A 19,085-nucleotide genomic window follows, 5' to 3' on the forward strand; every position below is an offset into this window, starting at 1 on the left:
GGCGCTACCCGGCGCCCATGTGCACGGATCAGAATCCTCGGCCGAACTGGTAGCGCCGGGCCATGCCCGGCGGGCGGCCACCTACGACCAATAGGTGGCTGACAGCCCGCACCCCACCGCCCAGAATCAGGCCATCGAACCTGGGAGGGTAGGTGATGGCCTCGACGGCAGCAGTACAGGACGGCTGGATGGCGCGCGCCGCGCTGCGCTCGGCCGCCTGGGCGGAAAAGTGGTTCCCCGATGCGTACGTATTCGCGGTGCTCGGCGTGGTCATCGTCGCGCTGGCGGCGATGGGCTTCGGCGCCACCCCGCAGGCTACCGCCAGCGCCTTCGGCGACGGCTTCTGGAGCCTGATTCCCTTCACCATGCAGATGGCCTTCGTGGTCATCGGTGGTTATGCGGTAGCCACCGCACCGGTGGTCGCGCGCTTCATCGACTACCTGGCCCGGGTGCCACGCACCGGTCGTGGTGCCGTGGTGTACGTCGGCCTGGTCAGCATGCTGGCCTCGCTGCTCAGCTGGGGCTTCTCGCTGGTGTTCGGCGGCCTGCTGGTGCGCGCGCTGGCCCGCCGCACCGAGCTGCGCATGGACTATCGGGCTGCCGGTGCCTCGGCCTACCTGGGCCTGGGCGCGGTGTGGGCGATGGGCCTGAGTTCGTCGGCGGCACAGCTGCAGGCCAACCCGGCCAGCATGCCGCCGGGGCTGGTGGAGATCACCGGCGTGCTGCCGTTCACCGAAACCATCTTCCTGTGGCAGTCGATCGCGCTGACCTCGGTGTTGATCGTGGTCTCGCTGCTGATCGCCTGGCTGACCGCGCCGGCCGCCGGCAGTGCGCGTACCGCCGAAGATTTCCCCGGCGCGGCGCAGGCCGAACCGGAGCCGCTGCAGCGCCGTACCCGTCCGGGCGAGTGGCTGGAGTACAGCCCGTTGTTGACCGTGCTGCTTTCGCTGCTGGCCTTCGGCTGGCTGTTCAACGAGTTCGCCAACAAGCCATTGGTCAGCGCGATCGCCAACCTCAACACCTACAACTTCATGTTCATCTCGCTGGGCCTGCTGCTGCACTGGCGCCCGCGCAGCTTCCTCAACGCGGTGGCCAAGGCGGTACCGAGCACCACCGGTGTGCTGATCCAGTTCCCGCTGTACGGCGGCATCGCGATGATCCTCACCCACGCTGCCGGTGGCGACGGTGAGACGCTGGCGCACCGGCTGTCGAGCCTGTTCGTGCACGTGGCCAGCACCGATACGTTCGCATTGGTGATGGGCGTGTACTCGGCGGTGCTGGGCTTCTTCGTACCGTCCGGTGGCGGCAAGTGGATCATCGAAGCGCCATACGTGATGCAGGCCGCGAACGAACTGAAGGCGCACCTGGGCTGGGCGGTGCAGGTCTACAACGCGGCCGAAGCGCTGCCGAACCTGATCAATCCGTTCTGGATGCTGCCACTGCTGGGCGTGCTCGGCCTGAAGGCCCGCGACATCGTCGGCTTCACGTTCATCCAGCTGCTGGTGCACATCCCGCTGGTGCTGGGGTTGCTGTGGCTGCTGGGCATGACCCTGGCCTACGTGCCGCCGGTGATGCCGTAGCGCAAGCACGGGGTCATGTGGGGTCAGAGCCTCTCCGCTGGAGAGGATCCGACCCCGGGGTCAGATCCCTTTCGAAGGAAGGGCTCTGACCCCGGAGACCCTCAGCCAGCCGGCGCCAGTTTTTCGATCTCGGCCTTGCGCAGCAGGAAGCGCTGCAGCTTGCCGCTGGGCGTTTTCGGTAGTTCCGCGACGAACGCCACCTGGCGCGGGTACGCATGGGCGGACAGCCGGCGTCGCACATGCTGCTGCAGTTCCTGCGCCAGCGTGTCGCTGCCGCTGAATCCAGCGCGCAGGATCACGAACGCTTTGACGATTTCGGTGCGCTCTGGATCGGGTACGCCGATCACCGCCGTTTCCGCCACCGCAGGGTGTTCCATCAGCACGCTCTCCACATCGAATGGACCGATGCGATAGCCCGACGAGGTGATCAGGTCGTCCGAGCGGCCGATGAAACTGATCGAGCCGTCGTCCTCGCATTCCACCGAATCACCGGTGAGGTAGTAGCGATCGCCCAGCGCCGGTGTGTCGGCACCGTAGTAGCCGGTGAACCACATGATCGGCGACTGCTGAAGGTCCACGGCGAGGATGCCGGGCGTGCGCGGCGGCAGTTCGTTGCCGGCATCATCCAGTACCGCCACGCGGTAACCGGGCATCGCAAAGCCCGATGATCCCGGCCGCACGGCGTGGTCCAGTGCGTGGTGGTTGTTGACCACCATGCCGGTCTCGGTCTGGCCGTAGTGGTCGAGCACCGTGGTGCCCAGATGGGCGGCGAACCAACGGGCGATCTCCGGGTTCAGCGGTTCGCCGGCGCTGCTCACCACCCGCAGCTTGCCGTTGATGGCCGCACTGGCCTCGGGCCCGGCGGCGATGATCTGCCGGTACGCTGTGGGCGAGCCGGCAAGATTGGTGACACCCAGCCGCGCGACGATGTCGTTCAGCCCCTGCACGCTGAAACCGGCTTCGCTGAAGGTGGTGGCCTGGCCCAGCAGCAGCGGGCCGATCACGGCGTAATACAGCCCATAGGCCCAGCCGGGATCGGCGATGTTCCAGAACACGTCCTCTGGGCGCAGGTCCACGGCCAACTGCATGTAACTGGCAAAGGCCAGCAATGCGCGCAGCGGCACCGGCACGCCCTTGGGGCTGCCGGTGGTGCCGGAGGTGGACAGCAGTGCCATCAGCTCTTCTCCGCGCAGCATCACCGGCGCGAAATCAGGTGTGGCATCGGCGGTGCGTGCGGTCCAGTCGATGTCGCCGGCACGTAGTGTCTGCTCCGGTGCCAGGAGGGTGGCGACCGGCGGGCAGCCATCGACCTCGTCCAGCTTGCTGCGGTTTGCGCTGTCGGTCACCACCAATGCGGTGCGCCCGGTTTTCAACCGTGTTTCGATGGCCTTGGGGCCGAACGCAGTGAACAGCGGCTGGTAGATCGCACCCACCCGCCAGGTGCCGAGGATGGTCGCCAGCAGGGCCGGTGTACGCGGCAGCAGGCCGGCCACCACATCGCCCTTGCCGATGCCCTGCGCGGCCAGCACCTGGGCAACACGCGCAGAGGCATCGCGCAGGTCCTCGAAGGTGTACCGATGCAGGGCACCGTGGGCGTCCACCCAGCGCAGCGCCAGCGCATTGCGGCCGCAGTGTCGGTCGCAGCACTCCACGCAGGCGTTGATGCCGGTCTGCAGGTCACCGTGCAACTGTCGCTGTCCGCGCTCGATGCTGAAATCGGCCAGTGCCTGTTCGTAGGTGGGGCGTGCTGCAGTGTCGCGGGCCATGCGCATCTCCGGGGTGACGTCATTCCGACGATAGGCGGCGGCCCTGCATGCTGCAAATGGGACCATGGGCGTAGGCCGCCGCTGCGCGCGCCGCGGCGGGCAGGCACGCTGAATGCGTTCGTTTCCGGCTGCAGCATGACGACATGCCAAACCCGCATGAATCCTTCAGTCGCTTGTGCCGCAAGGGCTGGCGCCGGTTCATTCACGCACGTACACATGGGTGTAGCCCGCTCACAACGCATGGTTAACCCATCGCTGCCGACGATGGCCCCGTCCACCGCATTCCGCGCGTGGCATTTGGAGATCGGACATGGCACAGCAGAACCAGAACCCGAACCAGAAGCAGCAGGGCCAGCAGAACCAGCAGGATCAGCAGCAGGGGCGCGGCCGCGACCAGCAGCAGCAACAGCAGCAGGAACAGCAGAAGCGCAACCAGAACCAGCAGCAGGGCGGGCAGGACGAGGAAGAGTGATCCTGGCAGCCGCCATCCATCACCGACGAAGCCCCGCCCCGCGCGGGGCTTCGCTTATTCCAGCACGCCGATCCGCTGCAGCACCGGTGCTGCAGCCATGTCGTTGGGGTTGGTACCGGGCAGGCCCTGCGGCACCTCCATGCCCATGCCGCGATACAGATCAACCCAGTGCCGGGAGATTTCACCGGTCTGCGGGTTGCGGAAGTTCATCGGCTGCAGTGCGAACACATGGTGCGCACGGAACGCGCGCTCGATGAAATCCGAGCAGTAGTAACTGTCGTCGTTCAACACGTAGGCAGTGTTGTACGGTTTGCCCAGCATCGTGCGCGCGGTGGCCACGGCATCGGCGATGGCATTGTCCGGCGGCGCACGCAGGCGATAGACCACGATCTGCCGCTGCTTGCCTTTCGCGTCCTCGCGGAACTGTTCCAGCGTCTGCCGGCGCGAGCCCTTCTCATCGGCGTGCAGCACCTCCCAGCCCTGCGGTGCGGAAGCCACCAGCGCGACATGGTCGAAACTCGGCGCGCCCTGTTTTCCGGTCGCATCGTCGATGGCCGCACTCAGGCCGCCATGGCCGGCGGTGACGAACAGCAGGTCGCCTTCCTGGACCTCCAACGCGGCCACCGAGCAGGGCCACAGCGCAGGTACCAGCAGGGAGAAGACAAGCAGGAATACGCGCATCGGGCCAGGGTCAAAGCGGGGGGGGGGCGGGGTAGTCTAGCGGCAGCCGCGACGACGATGGCTTCAATAGTAATGTGATACCCATCTCATTTCTGAGTGTCGGGATATTCCTGACAGCGTGTGTTGAAACTGAATTGACAAAGGCATGGCTATCCTTGCCTCCCTACCGCGCCGGAACCGCGCGCGACCGCCCGGAATCAGGAGGATCCCGTGAACCAGCTTCGCCCCGTTGCCCTGCTTGCCCTTGCGTTGGGGCTTGCGCTGTCGGGCTGCAAGCCCGCCCCGCAGGCTGCCCCCGCTGATGCCGCCGCACCCGCTCCGACCAGCACGGCTGCGGCCACGACGCCCGTCGCACCGGGCGCCACGACCGCGGCAGAGGCCGCTGGCACTGGCAACTGCCCCCATCCGTCCTTCGACGAGTTCCTCAAGCACTTCGGCAACGAGATCGCGTTGCAGGAAACGTCCACGGCCGATCCGCTGCTGGACAGCCACATCGACGCCGAAGCCGAGCCGGAGCCGCGCAAGGTGGAGGAGAAAGTGCCACTGGCCAAGGTCGAATGGCCGGTGATGCCGGATCCGGCCACGCTGCAGCGGCAGGGTCGCCAGATGCAGGTCACCCGCCTGCCCGACGGACAGGTGCAGGTGCAGATGCGCACTCCCGATACCAGCGACCAGCAGACCTACACCTTTGCCCAGAAGCCGTGCTGGCAGCTGGTCAAGCGTGAGGACGAATCGATCTGATCCTCCGCGCGACCGCCTGCGGGGGTCGCGTGGTTCACCCCAAGGAGCATCGCATGCGCCTGTTTCCCGTTGCCCCCGTGCTGGCCCTGATGCTCGCTGCCTGCAGCGGCCCGGAGGCATCCGCGCCGGCGGCTACCCCTGCTTCTTCGAACCCGGCAACGACGCCGGCCGCACCTGCCGCCGCGGCCGCATCCCTTCCCACCTCCCCTACGCGCGATGAGACCGGCATGCATATCGATTGCCAAGGCACCCGCCTGCACCTGGCGGCCCTGCCCACCCAAGACACGGACGCTTCCCGGCTGACCACGCTGGAAATCGAAAAGGACGGCACACGCCAGGCCATTGCCGTACCCAAGGAAATGGACGGCTACACCGCCGTCGGCCTGGCCTGCGTGCAGGACCGGAGCGGCACGCCGTATTTCGTTGTGCAGTACGGTGAACTGCCGTTCGGCTGCAGCTTCTGCGAGTGGTACTACCTGTACGACGCCAGTGGCCGCCAGCTGACCCACAGCACGCCGCCGCTGCGTGGCACGGAAGGCGATGAGCAGGAGCCCAACAACGACGAGTACGAGAAGCTGATCGACACGCTCGGCATCAAGCACCCGGAGGTGAACTACATCGAAGACTGAGCGCAGCGGCAGGACGTCGCATGTGCGCTGCGAGCGCAGTACCGCAACACCGGAAGTACCAGGAGCAGTACCCCTTAAGGAAATTCCCTTTTTCATAGAATGGATAGCACAGACATGGCAGACATCTACCAGGACATGGTCCAGCCCCGCGGGGCGGCCTACAGCAGTGACCGCATCAAATCGTGGAGCCACTACCGCGAGCCGATCGACCAGAGCGACGGGCGCCTGCACGGGAACTCCCGCCGGTGGGGCGATGCGAGCCCGGAGGTGCAGTCACGGGTGATCGACACGCTCATCGAGTCGGCGCGCGAGAAGGGACTGACCCCGCGCGAAACCGCACACGTACTGGCCATCGCCCGCGTGGAATCGGGATTCAACCCCGATGCTGCCGCAGGCACCACCTCGGCCTCGGGCCTGGGCCAGTTCATCGACAAGACCGGCAATCACTACCACCTCAACAACCGTAACCGCTTCGACGTCGGCGCCCAGTCCGATGCATTGGTTGACCACTACATTGACAACCGCAACCTGGCACACAAGCGCGGCCAGGGCGAGGAATACATCTACAAGTACCATCACGATGGCCCGACCCGCGATTACGGCGGCCTCAACCTTTCCGAAAAGAAGGTGATGCCATACGTGGACAGGTACGAGCAGTTCGTGGAGCAGCGCCTGGCGCAGACCCACGGCCAGTCCCATGGTGGCCAGACCGCAGCCGCCGTGGGCGCCGCTGCACAGGCGCAGGCCAAGCCGGCAGCGGCACATGCTGAAGGCCAGACCCGCAACTTCGAGCAGACCATGCAGGTGATGCTGCCCCCGCAGAACGGGGTCAAGCCGCACGTTACCGGTGAGTTCGGCGAACACCGTGCGCACAAGCCGCACGGCGGCACCGACTTCAACTACGTCGGTGGCCAGCACGGCCGCAACCTGCAGCATCCGACCGTCAATGCGCCGATTTCCGGCACGGTGACCTTCGTCGGTGGCGACTACGGCACGGTGAAGATCAGAGATGCGCAGGGCAACTCGCACGAGATCCTGCACCTGCAGTCGACCCAGGTGAAGGAGGGCCAGCCGATCAAGGCCGGCGAACCGATCGGCACCATGGGTGGGCGTGGCCCCGGTGGTGCAGGGCAGTATGCCCAGCACGTGCATTACCAGTTGAAGGATCCGCACGGCAAGCTGGTCAGCCCGCAGGATTTCTGGGACCAGGGCAAGCTGAAGGAAACCGGCAAGGGTGGCCATGCGCACGATGGCGACCACGGCGGTGTACTGCGCCAGGGCGCCAAGGGCGAGGAAGTGACTGCCATGCAGAAGGAGCTCAACCGCTTGGGCGTGCGCGACAGCCACGGCAACCGGCTGAGCGAGGATGGCAACTTTGGTGCCAATACCCGCGATGCGCTGACTGCCTACCAGAAGCAGCATGGGCTCTCCGCCGACGGCGTGGCCGGTCCGGCCACGCTGGGCAAGCTGGCCGAAGGCCGCAGCCATGCCGAGGCGGCGCCGAAAGGGCCGCAACTGGGCGACAAGGCGCATCCGGATACGCCGCTGCACAACGCGATCCGCGGCCACATGCCGGGCATGATCTGCAACGAGATGGCCGCCCATGTGACTGCCCAGGCCAAGGCCGCCGGCATCGATTCGCCGGAGAAGCTGCAGGGCGTGACCTTGCAGGATGGCAAGGCATTCGTGATGGGCACCGTTCCCGGCTTCCGCACTGCGGTGGACATGACCCAGACGGCGCCAAGCGTGCAGGAGACCAGTGCTGCACTGCTGGCCAAGCATGAGCCCTCGCAGCAGCACGTACAGGACGAGCAGCAGCGAGTGGCCATGGGCCGTTGACCGCCGCCTGACAAGAGGTGTGTGGCAAAGGAGGCCGGCCGGGGCGACCCGGCCGGCTTTCCCTTTCCGGGGTGAGGAAATACACGGATGCCGTTCCGAAGCATGTGTACCACCGTCATTGCCGAGCAACGGGTCGGCCCCACGTCGTGCTCTGCACGTGCAGAGCGCGGCAGCCCCATGAGCCCGGTGCCGCAGGCGCGCGTTGCCAGGCCGTGGGCATGGCTTGCACTGCTGCTCTGCCTGCTGCCGCTGCCGCTGCCGCTGCTGGCGCTGGCGGCAGCCCCGGTCCCAGCGTTGAATGACCCGGTGGTGGACACCGCCAATGCGCTGTCCGCCAGCACCCGCGCCGCGCTGCGCGAGCAGGCGTTGCAGCTGCAGGCACGCAAGGGCGCGCAGCTGCAGGTGCTGGTGGTGCCCAGCGTTGGCGAGGAAGGCATCGAAGCCTATGCGCAGCGAGTGTTCGACCAATGGCAGCTGGGCCGCGCTGGTGTCGATGACGGCGTACTGCTGCTGGTGGCGGTGCAGGATCGGCGCGTACGCATCCAGACCGGTTATGGCCTGGAAGGCACCATTCCTGATGCGTATGCCGCGCGCATCATCGACAAGGCGATCGTGCCGCGGCTGCGCGAGGGAGACCTGGACCAGGGCGTGCTGGACGGCACCGCGGTGCTGGTGGCGCTGGTCGACGGCGAGCAAATGCCGCCCTGGGAAGATCCGTCGGCACGCAACGTGTTGCCCGCGGACTGGCGCACGGGGGATTCGGTCGTCGCGCTGACGTTGTTGGCGGGCTTCCTGGCCGGTCTGTGGCGATCGCCACCGCGTCTGCTGGCGACCAGGACCGAAGCCGATTTCACCGGTAACCGCCGCGAGCGGCGGCGCAAGGCACTGGCAGCCAATGCGGCGGTGCCCAGGTCAACGTGGCCGACATTGCCTGCCTGGGGCAGGCCGCTGCTGGTGACGGCGGTGATCGCCGCGGGAGGGCTTTCTGCGTCGCTGCTGCTGCCGCGCCATGTGCTGCCGGCGTTGGTCTTCGTGCTGCTGCCCGCCGTACCGGTGGCAACCCTGCTGGGCTGGTGCTGGCGTCGCAGCGGCGGCGTACGCATCGTGCTGTACGGCATGCTGGCCGTCAGCACCGGCTTCTTCGCGGTGATGCTGGTGCGCGGCCAGTTGCCGCCCAGCCTTGCGCTGCACACGCTGCTGAACCTGGCAGTCGGCATCGCCGCCATGCTGGTGTTCTTCCTGGTGCAGGCCGGTCGCGCGCGTTGGCGGAAGAACCGCAACAGCTTCGCCATCCGCTTGGTGGTGCTGGTGCTGCTGAGCGGTGGCTATGCGCTGGGCGCGCTGCTGGCCATCGACCGTGCCGGCGACGAGAACGCCCGCGTGCTGGCGACGATCGTGTCCAGCATGGGCACGCTGTTCCTGTACTTCATCTGGGTGTTCACTCTGCTGCCCGGCGAAAAAGCCCGCGGCGGCCGGGGGGCGTCCAGAGGCTACCGCTCCTCGTCCAGCACCTCGTCGTCCAGTTCCTCCTCGAGCAGTTCCAGCGACTGGTCCGGTGGTGGCGGCCGCAGCGGAGGCGGTGGCGCCTCGGGCAGCTGGTAACTCAGGCCGCCTGCACCCGCCAGCCCAGCGCCGCATCGTGCAGCTCGCCGCTGCCGCTCACATCGGCCACCTGCAGCTGCAGGCCCTGCGCGTTGGGCAGGTCCTTCTGCTCGGGGAACCAACGGCGATCGGCAGCGACCACGATCAGCAGGCCCTCGTCATCGCCCATCGGCGCGAACTGGGGCGACGGCGGGCTGATCGGCCGCAGGCCGAAGCGCTGGTTGGATTGTTCACGCACCGCATCGACATCATGGCTGGGCAGGCCGACCTCACTCAGGCAGGTCAGTTCGCTGCCATGGAAGGCGCCAGTGCGGTCGCTGGCCGGCAAGCGCCTGCGGCCGATCAGTTCCAGGATCAGGCCATCGGGTCCGGTGAAATACACCGACTGCGACTGCCAGCTGCTTTCCAGTGCGAAGTAGTCCAGCCCTTCCGGATTGCATTGCAACGGCGTGCGTGCACGCAGCCAGCTCATGGCGTCGGCGAAGCGGTTGTCCGGCACATTGAAGGCCAGGTGCACGCCGCCTACCGGACGGCCATTCGCCGGTTGCAGCTGGATCGTGCTCCAGCTAATGCGGACCTGGTCGCCGGCCACCTCCAGCTGCAGCACGTCGCGGAAGTACGCGGCGACGCTGGCAACATCGGATACCGGCAGAGAAAGATGCAACAGGCGCATGATCGATCCTCCGTGGAGCGCTGGGGGCAGTGTAGTCCCGCGCACCTTTGCGCCGCGTCATCACCTGTGCAACGAATCGTTGTTGCCAGCCCTGGCATCGAGCCGTGCTCGACTGTCTTCAGCGCAAGGCTTCCCCGAAGAAGCGCACCGCGTCTTCCACCGCCACCGCATGCGTCTGCACCTTCGGTACCGCAGTCATGCACAGCGCCTGCAGCCGCTCATCTGCCAGTGGCGTGCAGGCAGACAGGAAATCGTAGTGGCCGACACCGGGCAGCGCGTGCAGCGTTGCTTTCGGAATCAGCGCCGCCGCCACATCACCGTTGGTCACCGGCGGCGCCACTTCATCCGCTGAACCCAGCACGATCATCACCGGCTGTCGCAACGCCTTCAGCTGCTCCGGTGCAAACGCCTGCACGATGGCGGGCGCCAGCACGAACACCGCGCGCACGCCGGCAATCGAACGATCATCCTGTGCATGCTGCACGTACGGTTGCAGTTGTGGTGACGCCGCCGCAGCAAGACGCGCCGCCATCGTATGCGCGGCCGCTTCCTGCTGCGGCCTGCACACGCCGTCGTCCGGGTGCGCCTGGCAGAACGCCAGCAGCCGCGTCATGTCCGGCCGTGCGCCGGCGCTGAGCAGTGCGGTGAAGCCACCGGCGGAATAACCCACCACGCCCAGCCGCGACGCATCAACATGTGGCCCCAGCTGCGGGTCGGCCTGCACGGCCGCCAGCGCCGCCTTCAGGTCGTCGGCGCGCAGCCAGGTCAGCACGCTACCGGCCAGCGTCATCTCATCGGCGCCGTTGTTGCCGGGGTGGTCCACGGCGATCACCAGGTAGCCAGCCCGCGCCAGCGCGGTGCCCAGCCACCCCATCATGCGCGCGGTGCCGCCATTGCCATGCGACAGCAACAGGGTTGGCAGGCGCCCGCCGGCAATGGGGGCATCCTTCGCCGCGCGCCCCACCTCGAACAGCGGCGCATCCGGTGGCCCGATGGTCAGCGGCGTTTCTTCGCTGCCTGGCATTGCCGGGTACCACACGGTGAAGCGCAGCACCTCGCGCTGAGCACCGTCGCGGATCGCCAAGCTGTTCAGCGTTGTCACGCCATGACGTTCACCGGCAATGGTGGGAGTGGCCGCCATCGCCACCGGCGCCAGAGCAGCCAACAGCAGGGGCAGCATCCATCGTGTTGCGCGCATCATTGGTTTCTCCGGGTCAGTCAGGGCTGTGATCGACCGGCAGCCAGATCTCCACGCCGCCATGGCCGGTATGCTCGTCGAAGCGGGTGTCGTAGCGTTCAAGATCCGGCGCGTTGGCCAGGTGGAGGTTGCTGGCCGGCAGGTACTGGTCCAGCAGCCAGAACCAGGTCGAGCGGATGGTGGAGATATGGCTGCCATGCCAGGACACCAGGTAACGGCGCGCAGGCACATCCACCCGCTGCCAGTGTGCAGGCACCGATGGCAGTGCATTCACCGGCAAGGCTGCGATGTAGTCGAAGCCACCCTCGTCGTCGCTGTTGCAGCACACACCGAAACTGACCGGCGCCGGTGTTGGCCATTCGCGGTTGAGCTGTGCCCACTGCCCGGGAATCGCACCGCCGCTGTCGCGACTGTGGCGCATGCCGATGCCGGCCACCTGGAAGGGCGTGCAGTCGATCAGCCTGGGCGCCTCGGTGCAGGCCTGTGGCGCGTCGTCGAGGCGGATCGCGTGCACCAGTGCCAGTTCCTGCAGGCCCCGCTCGCGCACGCGCTCCGGGGTCTGCCCGAACTGATCGCAGAAGGCACGGGTGAACGCGGCATGCGTGCTGTAACCGGCTGCCAACGCCACCTGCAGGATGTCGCCGGCACCGTTGGCCAGTTGTTGCGCGGCGGCGGTCAGGCGGCGTCCGCGCAGGTAACGCACCACCGAAGTGCCGGTGCGGGCCTGGAACAGGCGTGACAGGTGGAAGGGCGACAGTCCGGCGGCTGCCGCGATGTCGGCCAGCGCCAGCGGCTTGTCGGCATGGCTTTCGATGTACCACAACGCTTTGCCGGCTGCGCTCATCGCGCTTTCCCTCGTTCGAATGCCGGGCAGCGTACCGGATCGACGGGGTGGGGCGCTTAGCAGTTCTTGCGCCGGCAGGGCTTTGCGTTTGCCGTTGCACCGGCAACAATGCGGTCTTCATGGACACGATCGAGGCCAGGGACATGCCGGAAGTCACCGCTATCAGCCAGACCGCGCGGATCGCCGCATGGTGATGATCATTGCGATTGCCCTGCTGCCGGCGCTGCTGCCACTGGCGCTGCTGGTGCTCATGTGGCGGCGGGCACCGCGCTGGCGCGGGGACCCCTGGCTGTACCGGGTGATGTTCTCATTGCTGGCAGCACTGCTGGCGCCCACGTTGTTGATGGCAGGCCATGGCGGCCTGCCGTGCCCGACCATCGGTGGCCTTGTGCTGGTGCTCATGGACCTTGAGTGGATCGGCCAACTGCAGGTGAACCTGATTGCCTTCGGAACCGAGGACACTGCCATCCTCTCCGCGCCTTTCCTGTTCGTTTTCGCGATCGCGCTGTTCATCCCGCTGCGCACGGCGCGGCCCGCCGTCTTCGGCTTCGACGACGACACTGCATAGCGCAGAGCCCGGCATGGGTGGCGGCTGCACCTCCAGCGGTCGCAACTGTCGTCTCCACGTCATCGCTGCTTCACATCCCGCCCCGAGACTGCGCGCCTTGTCCAGGTCCCACCTGGCCCTGTCGTGCCTTCCCGGAGTCCTGCCGTGCATCGTTCGAAGCTGTCGCGTTCCATCCTCCTCGCCCTTGGTCTGGTCAGCGCAGGAGGCGCGATCGCTGCAGATGCCGGAAAGGCAGGCACCAGCAGCAGTGGCAACGCCGCTGCGCCCACCCAGCTCGATGCGATGCTGGTCACCGGTACCCGTGCCTCCAACCGCACCCAGTTTGAAACCCTGGCGCCGGTGGACGTGTTCACCAAGCAGGACATCCAGTCGGTCGACTCCACCGACCTGAAGGACGTGCTGGCACAGCTGGTGCCTTCGTTCGTGGTGCAGCGCCTGCCGATGGCCGATGGCCAGGTGTTCGTGCGCCCGGCCACGCTGCGTGGCCTGTCGCCGGACCAGACGCTGGTGCTGGTCAACGGCCGCCGCTTCCATCGCAGTGCGTTGCTTGGCAACCGCGGAGCACAGGCTGCCGACCTGGCCCAGATTCCGACCAGCGCCATCAAGCGCATCGAAGTGCTGCGCGATGGGGCGTCGGCGCAGTACGGCTCGGATGCCATCGCCGGTGTCATCAACATCATCCTGGAGGACAGCCCGGGCACCGAGATCACTGCGGGCTATTCGCAGTACGCGCAGGGCGATGGCGGCTCGCGCGACTTCAGTGCGCGCACCGGCTGGGCGCTGGGTGACTACGGCAGCCTCGCCCTGTTCGCCGAATCGTCCAACTCCGATGCGACCTCACGCACGCGCCAGCGTCCCGACGCCATCGCCTTCCAGGCCGCGCATCCCGAACTGGACGTGCCCAACCCGGTGCAGCGCTGGGGCCAGCCGGAGCTGGAAAGCCGCCGCGTGGGCTTCAACCTGAAGGCCAATGCCAGCGACACGCTGGAGTTGTATGCCTTCGGCCTGTACAGCCACAGCGACGGCGTCAGCGATTTCAACTGGCGCAACCCCGATACCACCACCGGCGCGTACCGTACGACCAGCATCTTCCCGGGCTGGAACCTGCGCTCGCTGTATCCGGTGGGCTTCAGCCCGCAGTACGGCAACACCCAGAACGACCTGCAGCTGGTCGCGGGCGTGCGGGGTGAGATCACGCCCAAGCTGCGCTGGGACCTGAGCGCCTCGTATGGCCGCAATGCCATCGACTACAGCCTGGACAACTCCATCAACGCCTCGCTGGGCCCGGACAGCCCGACCTCCTTCGACCTCGGCCGGCTGACCCAGACCGAGAAGAACGCCAATGCGGACTTCAACTACGAATGGGACGTGGCTGCGCTGTCGAAGCCGGTCAACGTCGCCTTCGGCGCCGAATTCCGCCAGGAGACCTACCAGGTGCGCGCCGGCGACCCGGCCTCGTATGCGGTGGGCCGTGGCGCTGCGGCGGGCCTGGAAGCCAATTCCAATGGCGCGCCGGGCTTCTCGGCCAGCCAGGCCGGGCAGTGGAGCCAGCGCAGCAAGGCCGCCTACGTGGACATGGAAGTGCCGCTGGGCGAGCGCTGGAGCATCGGCGCGGCCGGTCGCTATGAAGACTTCTCCAGCTTCGGCAGCACGGTGGATGGCAAGCTGTCGGCACGTTTTGCGATCACCCCGGACGTGGCGCTGCGCGGCACGCTCTCCACCGGCTTCCGCGCGCCCACGCCGGCCCAGCTCAACACCACCAGCACCACCCAGGGCCTGGACACGCGCACGCTGCAGATCTTCACCAGCGGCCGCCTGTCGCCCAGCGATCCGTTGGCGCAGCTGCTGGGTGCCAAGCCGCTCACCCCGGAAGAATCGCGTACGGCCTCGCTGGGCCTGACCTGGCGCACCGACCTGGGCCTGTCCGGGTCGGTCGATGTCTACCGGATCACGCTCAGCGACCGCTTCAGCCAGTCGGCCAGCTTCGCCATTCCGGCCGGCACGCCGAACCCGCTGGGCTATACCTCGGTGAACTACTTCACCAACGATTTCGACACCACCACCACCGGCGTGGATGTGGTCGGCAACTACCTGCGCGACCTCGGCGCAGGGCGGATGACGCTGACCCTGGCTTACAACTACAACCAGACCCGCGTCGACAACGGCAGCACCTCGGTGGCCACCAACGAGACCCAGCGCGTGCTGTTCGAAGACCGCCTGCCCGAGCACAAGGGCAGCTTCACCGGCAGCTGGGACGTCGGCGCGTGGTCGTTGATGGCACGCGTGCGCTATTACGGCAAGTGGACCGACTCCACCGGCAATGCCACCGGCGACATCTACCAGCAGTTCGGTGCGATGACCTTCCTCGACCTGGCCGTGGGCTATCGCATCAACGAACACCACAGCCTGCGCGTGGGCGCCGACAACGTGTTCGACCGCTACCCGGACGAAGCCACGTTCCAGGCCAGCCGTGGCCTGATCTATTCGCGCAACGCGCCGTACGACACCGATGGTGCCAACGTGTACGCGCAGTACCGGCTGACCTTCTGATGGACAGCCGCCGCCGTTCCCTGCTGCGTGCCGGCGCGCTGCTGCCGGCCAGTGCGGCGCTTGCCGCGCTGGCTGCTCCGACGGCCGCGCGCTACGCTGTGCCGATGGACATTCCTGCACCTTCCACGACGCCGGATGTGCTGGCCCGTGACGAGTCGTACTGGTCCGCCGTCGCCAGCCACTTCGACATCACCGATGAAGTGAACCACCTGGAGAACGGCTACTGGGGCGCGATGGGCAAGCAGACCCTGGCCAGCTACCAGCGGCATACCGCCGAAGTGAACCGGGGCAATGCCTGGTACGGTCGCCACGCGTTCCCGGCGCAGTACCTGGCCGTGCATCGTCAGGTGGCCGACATGCTTGGCGTCGGCGCCGACGAGATCGCGCTGACCCGTGGCGCCACCGAAGCGATGCTCGCGCTGATCGGCGGCTACAACCGGTTGGCCGCGGGCGACCAGGTGCTGTACGCCGACATCGACTACGACAGCATGATCAACGCGATGCGCTGGTTGCAGCAGCGTCGTGGCGTGCAGGTCGAGCGCATCGCACTGCCGGTGGTGCCCACCCATGAGCAGATCCTGCAGGCCTACGATGAGGCATTCGCGCGCCTGCCGCGCCTGAAACTGGTGCTGCTGACCCAGGTCAGCCACCGCCATGGGCTGGTGCTGCCGGTGGCCGAGCTCGCCGAGCGTGCGCGTGCGCGCGGCATCGACGTGATTGTCGATGCCGCACATGGCTTTGGCCAGATCGACTACGCGGTGCCGGACCTGAAGGCCGATTTCGTTGGCATCAACCTGCACAAGTGGATCGGCGCACCGGTGGGCGTGGGCGCGATGTACGTGCGCAAAGGACGCGTGGCCGACCTGGATCCGTACATGGGCGAGACCGACGACGGCCGCGTGGGCAGTCGCGTGCACACCGGCACGGTCAACTTCGCCGCCTTTCTGGCGCTGCCGGAGGCCATCGCGCTGCATCAGCGCATCGGCGCAGCGAACAAGCAGGCGCGGCTGCGCTACCTGCGTGAGCGCTGGACGGTGGCGGCGCGGCAGATGGCGCATATCGAGGTGCTGTCGTCGCCGGATCCGGCGTTGGCCAGTGCATTGGCCAGCTTCCGCCTGCGTGGCCATGACTCGGTGGAAGACAACCTGGCGCTGCAGAAACGGCTGCTGGATGAACATCGGATATTCACCACCCATCGCGATGGCCTGGACTCCGGCGCCTGCGTGCGGGTGACACCATCGGTGTTCACCCGCCCCGCGCAGATGGATGCGCTGGTGCAGGCGTTGGCCGCGCTGGGGTAGTGCCGGCCGCTGGCCGGCAACCTCATGACCGTAGTGTGCATGCCGTTGCCGGCCAGCGGCCGGCACTACCAGGCGCAACACCCATCCACGCATGGCGTGAACGGGCATTGCCAACCAAGGTTGGCATCTACCGGAACTACCGGAACAGGCCCAGTAGATCCACGCCATGCGTGGATGCCCTTCCACTACCGGTCAATCGCCGGCAACGCATCGGACAACAACAACCGATCGATCCGCCGCAGCGCGTTTTCCAGTTGCCGCCGGTCCGCAGCCAATCCCAACGACAGCCGCACCCCGCTCGCGAACGGCGCGCCCGGCGGACAGAACGCCGATGAAGGCGCGATCGCCAGGCCCTGCAGCTGCGCCGTACGCACCAGCGTGGCGTCGGTCCACGGCGCTGGCACCCGGCACCACGCATGCAGCCCATCGGCGCGCTCCAGCAACGAGGGCGCCAGCAGATACCGCGCCATCCGCGTGCGCTCGCGCGCTTCATCGCGCACCTGCGCCAGCAGCGCCTGTGCAGAGCCATCCAGCAGCAGCTGGCTGGCCAGCGCGGATACCAGCGGGTGACCCATCAACCGCGTGGCACGCAGTGCGGTGGCCATCGCCTCAGCGTGGGCGGCACTTGGGCATTGCACGAACGCGGTACGCAGGCCGGGGCTGATCACCTTAGACAGCGTGGCCACATGGAACACGTGTCGCGGTGCCAGCGTCGCCAGCGGAATGGGCGCGGTGACGGCCAGGTGCCAGTACGGATCGTCCTCGATCGCCAGCAGGCCTTCGCGCTCCAGCACCCGCGCCAGCGCTTCGCGCCGCGTGGTGGGCACGGTCAGTGCCGTTGGGTTCTGGCAGGTGGGGTTGAGGTAGACCAGTCGCGCGCCACATTCCCGCGCCCGGCGGGCCAGCGCCTCCGGGCACATGCCGTGTTCGTCGCCCTCCACCGTGACCAGCCGCCGTCCCAGTGCGGCGGCGGCCTGCAGCAGACCCGGATACACCAACCGGTCGCAGAGGATCGCATCGCCCTCGCGCCCCTGGCTGAGCAGGATCGCCGCCAGCGCCACCTGCGCGCCTTCGGTCAGCAGCAGGCGTGCGTCGTCCACCGTGCCCAGCATCGGCTGCAGCCAGCGCGCCGCCGCGTGGCGGTCGGTCGGGTTGCCACCGCCCAGGTGATAGGTCATCAGGTTCGGCGCATTGCTGCGCGCAAGCACCGCCGCGGCGCCTCGACGCAGCATTTCCGCCAGTGCATCGGCGTCGGGTACCGGTGGCACGTTCATGCTGAGATCGACGGCCTGGTCAAAGCCCGCCTTGGGCGGCGCGATGAAGCTGCCCTGTGGCCCGCGTGCTTCGATCAGTCCACGCTTGCGTGCTTCATCGAAGGCGCGGGTCACCGTGGTCAGATCCACGCCGAGCTGCTGCGCCAACGCGCGCTGCGAGGGCAGCCGTTGCCCGGGCGCAAGGCCACCGCGATTGATGGTGCGTTCCAGCGTGTTGACGATGCGCAGGTAGATCGGGCCGCTGTGCACGTGCACGTCCTGCACCCAGCCCAGCCCTGCAACGCCAGGCCCTGCGACATCGGGTCGCGGCATGTACGGAGGATGTCGGGGCGTATCGTTGCTTCCAACGGCGGGAGCCTGTCCATAACCATCGGTCGGTTCGGACAGGTGACCGCCGTTGTTGTGTGTGGCGGCTGCGCCGGCCAGCGTCGGTGATGTCATCGCGCGTCCTCAGCGCTGGGCCTGCCAGGGGCAGTAGCAGCCCACGGCAAGCAGTCCTTTCGGGCGCACGGTTTCCCCGCGCACCAGTTTGTCCAGCAACGGTTCGACGAAGCTGTTGGCCGAATTGCAGACCATGCCGATGCTGTAAGGGCCGGCATAGGCCAGGTGGCCCTGGCGGTCCCAGATCGCCACCGCCGGGCTGGCCGGAATGTTCCCGATGCCGTCGATGGTCGGCAGGGGGATCACCTTGCTGCGCAGCGGCTCGGGCAGTTCACCCTGGGTGCCGGGGCGGCGGATGGCATAGAAGTCGATGCCGGCGCGGCGATACATGCTGATCAGGTAGCTCAGGTGCGCACCGGTTTCGCGGTTGCAGACGCTGCAGGCCGGGTCCCAGAAATGCACCACGCGGATGCGGCCGGTGTCGCCGGCCAGTTCCGCCGGCAACCGCAGCTGCGAGTCATCGAAGACGATGGCCTGTTCGGCGAACGTGGCCTGCTCGCCATAGCCGAAGTACTGCCACAGTGCCGCCGCCACGCCGGCCATGAACAGGCAGGCGAGGGCGATCATCACCGGCAGCATCGAACGCTGCGGCGCGGCTGTGCCCATCAGGAGCCGTCCGCGCCGAACTTGTGCACGTACTGCTTGCGCATCTCGCGGCAGGAGTCGGCCTGGGCGCGGCGCTGGATCTCGCTGCGCGCCGCGTCCTCGCTGCGGTGCAGGCACTGTTCAATGGCGTGGCGCTCGGCGGCCTGCACATCCACGGTCTGCGGTTGCAGGCAGACCCAGGCCAGGGCGGCCAGCATCAGCACGACGAACCCGCCGCAGCCGGCCATCACCAGGTGGAACTTCAGTTTGTCGGCGGCCATCTGCGGCACATCCTCCGTCCATACATTGCATACAAGATATCATCTTGTATGGGCATGGCC

The 19,085-nt window shown here is 67.3% G+C and carries 17 protein-coding genes; 9 read left to right on the forward strand and 8 right to left on the reverse strand.

The window, feature by feature from the left end; genetic code table 11:
• Positions 1–155 precede the first annotated feature (155 nt).
• Positions 156–1,580, forward strand: a complete 1,425-nt coding sequence (locus LC407_RS13785) for a TIGR00366 family protein (protein WP_177177048.1) — start codon at positions 156–158, stop codon at positions 1,578–1,580.
• Between the two features lie 101 nt (positions 1,581–1,681).
• Here the strand turns inward: LC407_RS13785 and LC407_RS13790 are convergent, their stop codons facing one another.
• Positions 1,682–3,346, reverse strand: coding sequence for an AMP-binding protein (locus tag LC407_RS13790; RefSeq protein ID WP_223483016.1), 1,665 nt, complete (start codon positions 3,344–3,346; stop codon positions 1,682–1,684).
• A 310-nt stretch (positions 3,347–3,656) separates the two neighbouring features.
• On the opposite strand from LC407_RS13790, the gene LC407_RS13795 reads away from it, so the two are divergent.
• Positions 3,657–3,818 carry a hypothetical protein gene (locus tag LC407_RS13795; protein WP_164745118.1) on the forward strand — a complete coding sequence of 54 codons (162 nt, stop codon included), beginning with the start codon at positions 3,657–3,659 and terminating at the stop codon, positions 3,816–3,818.
• A 54-nt stretch (positions 3,819–3,872) separates the two neighbouring features.
• Here LC407_RS13795 and LC407_RS13800 read toward each other — a convergent pair whose 3' ends face one another.
• Positions 3,873–4,499: a YiiX/YebB-like N1pC/P60 family cysteine hydrolase gene (locus tag LC407_RS13800; protein ID WP_223483017.1), complete on the reverse strand. Its 627-nt coding sequence runs from the start codon at positions 4,497–4,499 to the stop codon at positions 3,873–3,875.
• Positions 4,500–4,709: 210 nt separating this feature from the next.
• Here LC407_RS13800 and LC407_RS13805 point away from each other — a divergent pair, with 210 nt between their 5' ends.
• The 4 genes from LC407_RS13805 to LC407_RS13820 all read left to right on the forward strand — a co-directional run bounded on the left by LC407_RS13805 (position 4,710) and on the right by LC407_RS13820 (position 9,310).
• Entirely contained in the window at positions 4,710–5,240 is a 531-nt protein-coding gene (locus LC407_RS13805) for a hypothetical protein (RefSeq protein WP_223483018.1), read from the forward strand.
• A gap of 53 nt (positions 5,241–5,293) precedes the next feature.
• Entirely contained in the window at positions 5,294–5,869 is a 576-nt protein-coding gene (locus LC407_RS13810; RefSeq protein ID WP_223483019.1) for a hypothetical protein, read from the forward strand.
• 114 nt (positions 5,870–5,983) lie between these two features.
• Positions 5,984–7,708, forward strand: a complete 1,725-nt coding sequence (locus LC407_RS13815; RefSeq protein WP_223483020.1) for a peptidoglycan-binding protein — start codon at positions 5,984–5,986, stop codon at positions 7,706–7,708.
• 177 nt (positions 7,709–7,885) lie between these two features.
• Positions 7,886–9,310: a TPM domain-containing protein gene (locus tag LC407_RS13820; RefSeq protein WP_223483090.1), complete on the forward strand. Its 1,425-nt coding sequence runs from the start codon at positions 7,886–7,888 to the stop codon at positions 9,308–9,310.
• Between the two features lies 1 nt (position 9,311).
• Here LC407_RS13820 and LC407_RS13825 read toward each other — a convergent pair whose 3' ends face one another.
• The 3 genes from LC407_RS13825 to LC407_RS13835 form a co-directional block, all read right to left on the reverse strand.
• Positions 9,312–9,983, reverse strand: a complete 672-nt coding sequence (locus tag LC407_RS13825) for a VOC family protein (protein WP_223483021.1) — start codon at positions 9,981–9,983, stop codon at positions 9,312–9,314.
• Positions 9,984–10,101: 118 nt separating this feature from the next.
• A complete protein-coding gene (locus tag LC407_RS13830) occupies positions 10,102–11,181 on the reverse strand; it encodes an alpha/beta fold hydrolase (protein WP_223483022.1) in 1,080 nt (359 codons plus the stop codon).
• A 16-nt stretch (positions 11,182–11,197) separates the two neighbouring features.
• Positions 11,198–12,025, reverse strand: a complete 828-nt coding sequence (locus LC407_RS13835) for an AraC family transcriptional regulator (protein WP_223483023.1) — start codon at positions 12,023–12,025, stop codon at positions 11,198–11,200.
• Positions 12,026–12,107: 82 nt separating this feature from the next.
• On the opposite strand from LC407_RS13835, the gene LC407_RS13840 reads away from it, so the two are divergent.
• From LC407_RS13840 to LC407_RS13850, 3 genes are all read left to right on the forward strand, one after another.
• Positions 12,108–12,593 (forward strand): hypothetical protein, encoded by a 486-nt coding sequence (locus LC407_RS13840; RefSeq protein ID WP_223483024.1) that lies wholly within the window; start codon positions 12,108–12,110, stop codon positions 12,591–12,593.
• Positions 12,594–12,737: 144 nt separating this feature from the next.
• Positions 12,738–15,143: a TonB-dependent receptor gene (locus LC407_RS13845; RefSeq protein ID WP_223483025.1), complete on the forward strand. Its 2,406-nt coding sequence runs from the start codon at positions 12,738–12,740 to the stop codon at positions 15,141–15,143.
• On the forward strand, positions 15,143–16,444 hold the full coding sequence (locus LC407_RS13850; protein ID WP_223483026.1) for an aminotransferase class V-fold PLP-dependent enzyme: 1,302 nt from the start codon (positions 15,143–15,145) through the stop codon (positions 16,442–16,444). The genes LC407_RS13845 and LC407_RS13850 overlap by 1 nt, the downstream gene beginning before the upstream one ends.
• A 185-nt stretch (positions 16,445–16,629) precedes the next feature.
• Here LC407_RS13850 and LC407_RS13855 read toward each other — a convergent pair whose 3' ends face one another.
• The 3 genes from LC407_RS13855 to LC407_RS13865 are packed head-to-tail and all read right to left on the reverse strand — an operon-like array spanning position 16,630 to position 19,025.
• Positions 16,630–18,159 (reverse strand): PLP-dependent aminotransferase family protein, encoded by a 1,530-nt coding sequence (locus LC407_RS13855; RefSeq protein WP_223483027.1) that lies wholly within the window; start codon positions 18,157–18,159, stop codon positions 16,630–16,632.
• A 9-nt stretch (positions 18,160–18,168) separates the two neighbouring features.
• Positions 18,169–18,765 carry a DUF6436 domain-containing protein gene (locus tag LC407_RS13860; RefSeq protein WP_223483028.1) on the reverse strand — a complete coding sequence of 199 codons (597 nt, stop codon included), beginning with the start codon at positions 18,763–18,765 and terminating at the stop codon, positions 18,169–18,171.
• Positions 18,765–19,025 (reverse strand): hypothetical protein, encoded by a 261-nt coding sequence (locus LC407_RS13865; protein ID WP_032976966.1) that lies wholly within the window; start codon positions 19,023–19,025, stop codon positions 18,765–18,767. The genes LC407_RS13860 and LC407_RS13865 overlap by 1 nt, the downstream gene beginning before the upstream one ends.
• Positions 19,026–19,085: the final 60 nt, after the last annotated feature.

The sequence above is a fragment of the Stenotrophomonas sp. OVS01A genome (assembly GCF_019969775.1).
In the GTDB taxonomy this organism is placed as follows: domain Bacteria; phylum Pseudomonadota; class Gammaproteobacteria; order Xanthomonadales; family Xanthomonadaceae; genus Stenotrophomonas; species Stenotrophomonas indicatrix.